The sequence below is a fragment of the Fictibacillus aquaticus genome (assembly GCF_002245695.1).
Taxonomy (GTDB): Bacteria; Bacillota; Bacilli; order Bacillales; family Fictibacillaceae; genus Fictibacillus; species Fictibacillus aquaticus.
This window is the reverse complement of sequence record NZ_NOII01000009.1, coordinates 1-4,093: the sequence shown is the minus strand read 5'-3', so window position 1 is coordinate 4,093 and position 4,093 is coordinate 1. Positions and strand designations below refer to the sequence as shown.

Genomic DNA, 4,093 nt, shown 5'->3' with positions numbered 1-4,093 from the left:
CATCGGCGGAGCGAAGGTTAAGGACAAAATTGACGTTATCAACAACCTTTTAGATAAAGTAGATAACCTTATCATCGGCGGCGGACTTGGCTATACGTTTATCAAGGCGCTCGGCCATGATGTAGGAAAGTCTTTGCTTGAAGAAGATAAGATCGAAACGGCAAAAAGCTTCATGGAAAAAGCGAAAGAAAAAGGCGTCAATTTCCTAATCGCTGAAGACGTTCTTGTTGCAGACGATTTTTCAAATGATGCGAACACGAAAGTCGTTCCTATTGACCAAATCCCATCTGATTGGGAAGGTCTTGACATCGGCACAAAAACAGCAGAAAAATACGCAGAAGTGATCAAAAACTCTAAACTCGTTATCTGGAACGGGCCGATGGGTGTTTTTGAAATCGATGCATTCGCAAATGGCACGCGCACAGTCGCGAACGCACTTGCAGAAGCAACTGGCACTTACAGCGTCATTGGCGGCGGAGATTCTGCAGCAGCTGTTGAAAAGTTCGGCTTAGCTGACAAGATGAGCCACATCTCAACAGGCGGAGGAGCATCCCTTGAGTTTATGGAGGGGAAAGAGCTTCCTGGAGTTACAGCTCTTAACGACAAATAAGCATTTTTTAACCATGATCAAACAGATGACCCCTGTTCTGATCGAATTATTCCAAAGAGGTGAAAACACATGCGTAAACCGATTATTGCAGGTAACTGGAAGATGAACAAAACACTTTCTGAAGCACGCAGCTTCGTTGAAGAAGTGAAGGGCCTCGTGCCATCAGCTGAAGCAGTGGATTCAGTGATCTGCGCTCCAGCTCTTTTCCTCGACTGCCTGGCAGATGAAGCAGAAGGAACTCCTCTTGCAGTTGGCGCACAAAACATGCACTTTGAGGAAAGCGGTGCGTTTACTGGAGAAATTTCTCCTGTAATGCTGAAAGACTTGAACGTACAATATGTCATTCTTGGACACTCTGAGCGCCGTGAGCTTTTTGCTGAAACGGACGAGCTTGTAAACCAGAAGACACATGCTGCATTCAAGCATGGATTGACGCCAATCGTGTGTGTCGGCGAGACGCTCGAGCAGCGTGAAGCAGACAATACAAAAGCGGTTGTTAAAGAGCAGACTGAAAAAGGATTAGCTGGTCTATCAGAGGAGCAAGTGAAACAGACAGTTATCGCTTATGAGCCAGTATGGGCGATTGGAACTGGAAAGACAGCTTCTTCTGAAGACGCGAACGAAGTATGTGCCTACATCCGGAGCGTTGTGGCAGAGCAGTTCTCTCAAGTTGCTGCAGATGCAGTCCGTATCCAATACGGCGGCAGCGTGAAGCCAGACAATATTAAAGAATTGATGGGCATGTCAGATATCGATGGCGCTTTAGTTGGCGGTGCGAGCCTTGACCCTCAATCTTATCTTCAGCTTTTAGAAGGTGTAAGCAAATGAGCAACAAACCGGTAGCACTGATCATCTTAGACGGCTTTGCCTGCCGTCCCGAGCAAAAAGGGAATGCAGTTGCACAGGCGAAAAAGCCAAACTTCGACCGCTACTGGGAGAAGTACCCGCATTCACAGCTCACTGCAAGCGGTGAAGCTGTTGGACTTCCTGAAGGGCAAATGGGTAACTCTGAGGTCGGCCACTTGAACATTGGCGCTGGCCGCATCGTGTACCAGAGCTTGACTCGTGTAAACTTAGCGATCCGCGAAGGCGATTTTGAAGAAAATCAAACCTTTGTTGATGCGATGGATCACGTGAAAAAAGAAGGCACAAATCTTCACATTTTCGGACTTCTTTCTGACGGCGGGATTCACAGCCATATCGACCATATTCTTGCATTGCTTGAACTGGCGAAAAAGAAGGACGTCAAAAACGTGTACTTGCATGGCTTCTTGGATGGCCGTGATGTTCCTCCGCAATCAGCAGAGAGTTACATTCAAAAGACTCTTGATAAAATTAACGAACTTGGAGTCGGTGAAATTGCTACATTGTCAGGCCGCTACTATTCTATGGACCGCGACAAGCGCTGGGATCGTGTAGAAAAATCGTACCGCGCTATGGCATATGGCGAAGGACCCGACTATACAGATCCAATGGACGTCGTAAAAGACTCCTATGCGAACGAAATCTATGATGAGTTCGTTCTGCCTTCCGTTTTGAAAAAAGAAAACGGAGAGCCTGTGGCTACAATCCAGGACAATGATGCAGTTATCTTCTGTAACTTCCGTCCTGACCGCGCGATTCAGATCTCGCAGGTCTTCACGAACGAAGATTTCCGAGGATTCGACCGCGGGGAGCATTTCCCAAAGAACCTTCATTTTGTGTGTCTGACGCATTTTAGTGAAACAGTGCAGGGAAATGTTGCATTTAAGCCGACGAACTTGGATAATACACTTGGAGAAGTGCTGTCACAGCAGAACTTCAAGCAGCTTCGCATCGCGGAAACAGAAAAGTATCCGCATGTGACGTTCTTTTTCAGCGGCGGACGTGAAGCTGAATTCCCAGGAGAAAAGCGAATTTTGATCGATTCGCCGAAAGTCGCAACATACGACTTGCAGCCTGAGATGAGTGCTTATGAAGTTACGGATGCTCTGTTAAAAGAAATTGAGGCTGACGCTCATGATGCGATCATCCTGAACTTCGCCAACCCGGACATGGTCGGCCATTCCGGTAAGCTTGAACCGACGATCAAGGCGGTTGAAGTGGTAGATGAGTGTTTAGGAAAAGTGGTCGATGCCATCATCGCCAAAGGCGGAACAGCCATCATTACAGCTGATCACGGAAACGCGGATGAGGTTGTGACGATGGAGGACAAGCCAATGACGGCGCACACGACAAACCCTGTTCCGGTTATCGTGACGAAAGAAGGAGTACAGCTTCGTGAAGGCGGAATCTTAGCGGATCTCGCACCAACGTTCCTGAACCTTCTTGGCGGAGACCAGCCTAAAGAAATGACAGGAAAAACATTGATTCAAAAGTAAAAAAGCAGCACGGCAAATGACCCTTGCCGTCTTGCAATTGGAAAGCGGATAGATGACCCCTGTCCGCACAAACCATTTAAAACAAAAAAACCATTTAAAAGGAGAGGTTTTCATGCCACAAATTATTGAAGTTTACGCACGTGAAGTCCTTGACTCACGCGGAAACCCTACAGTTGAAGTAGAAGTATACACAGAATCCGGCGCATTCGGCCGCGCGATCGTACCATCTGGTGCATCGACTGGTGAATACGAAGCAGTTGAGCTTCGTGACGGCGACAAAGAGCGCTACCTTGGAAAAGGTGTTCTTAACGCAGTAAACAACGTAAACGAAAACATCGCGCCTGAGCTAGTTGGCTTTGACGTACTTGACCAAGTTGGAATCGACCAGACGTTGATCGAGCTTGACGGAACAGAAAACAAAGGAAAGCTAGGAGCTAACGCAATCCTTGGTGTTTCCATGGCAGTTGCACGTGCTGCTGCTGACTACCTTGGAATCCCGCTTTACCTATACCTTGGCGGATTCAACTCCAAGACAGTTCCAGTTCCAATGATGAACATCCTTAACGGCGGCGAACATGCTGACAACAACGTTGACATCCAGGAATTCATGGTTATGCCAGTCGGTGCTGAAAGCTTCTCTGAAGCAGTACGCATGGGTGCTGAAATCTTCCACAGCTTAAAGTCTGTTCTTAAAGAAAAAGGCTTGAACACAGCTGTAGGTGACGAAGGCGGATTCGCTCCAAACCTAGGATCTAACGAAGAAGCTCTTCAAACGATCATGACAGCGATCGAAAAAGCTGGCTACAAGCCAGGTGAAGAAGTGAAGCTTGCAATGGACGTTGCATCTTCTGAGCTCTTCAACAAAGAAGACGGCAAGTACCACCTTAAAGGTGAAGGTCTTGTGAAGACGTCTGAAGAAATGGTTGCTTACTACGAAGACCTCGTAAACAAGTACCCGATCGTTTCTATCGAAGATGGTCTTGACGAAAACGACTGGGACGGCCACAAGCTTCTTACAGAGCGCATCGGTGACCGCGTTCAGCTCGTTGGTGACGACTTGTTCGTTACAAACACAGCGAAGCTTTCTGAAGGTATCGAAAAAGGCATCGCTAACTCAATCCTT

Annotated in this window: 4 protein-coding genes; all 4 read left to right on the top strand. The window is 47.4% G+C overall.

Going from position 1 to position 4,093, the window contains the following annotated elements:
* Positions 1-610, top strand: a 610-nt coding sequence (locus CGZ90_RS14820; RefSeq protein WP_094253311.1) for a phosphoglycerate kinase, incomplete at its 5' end; no start/stop codon positions are given.
* Between the two features lie 69 nt (positions 611-679).
* The gene (gene tpiA, locus CGZ90_RS14815; RefSeq protein ID WP_094253310.1) at positions 680-1,438 is read left to right on the top strand and encodes a triose-phosphate isomerase; all 759 of its coding nucleotides are present in this window, start codon (positions 680-682) and stop codon (positions 1,436-1,438) included.
* Complete coding sequence (gpmI, locus tag CGZ90_RS14810) at positions 1,435-2,970, top strand: 2,3-bisphosphoglycerate-independent phosphoglycerate mutase (protein ID WP_094253309.1); 1,536 nt, start codon at positions 1,435-1,437, stop codon at positions 2,968-2,970. The genes tpiA and gpmI overlap by 4 nt, the downstream gene beginning before the upstream one ends.
* Positions 2,971-3,082: 112 nt before the next feature.
* Positions 3,083-4,093, top strand: a 1,011-nt coding sequence (gene eno / locus CGZ90_RS14805; RefSeq protein ID WP_094253308.1) for a phosphopyruvate hydratase, incomplete at its 3' end; no start/stop codon positions are given.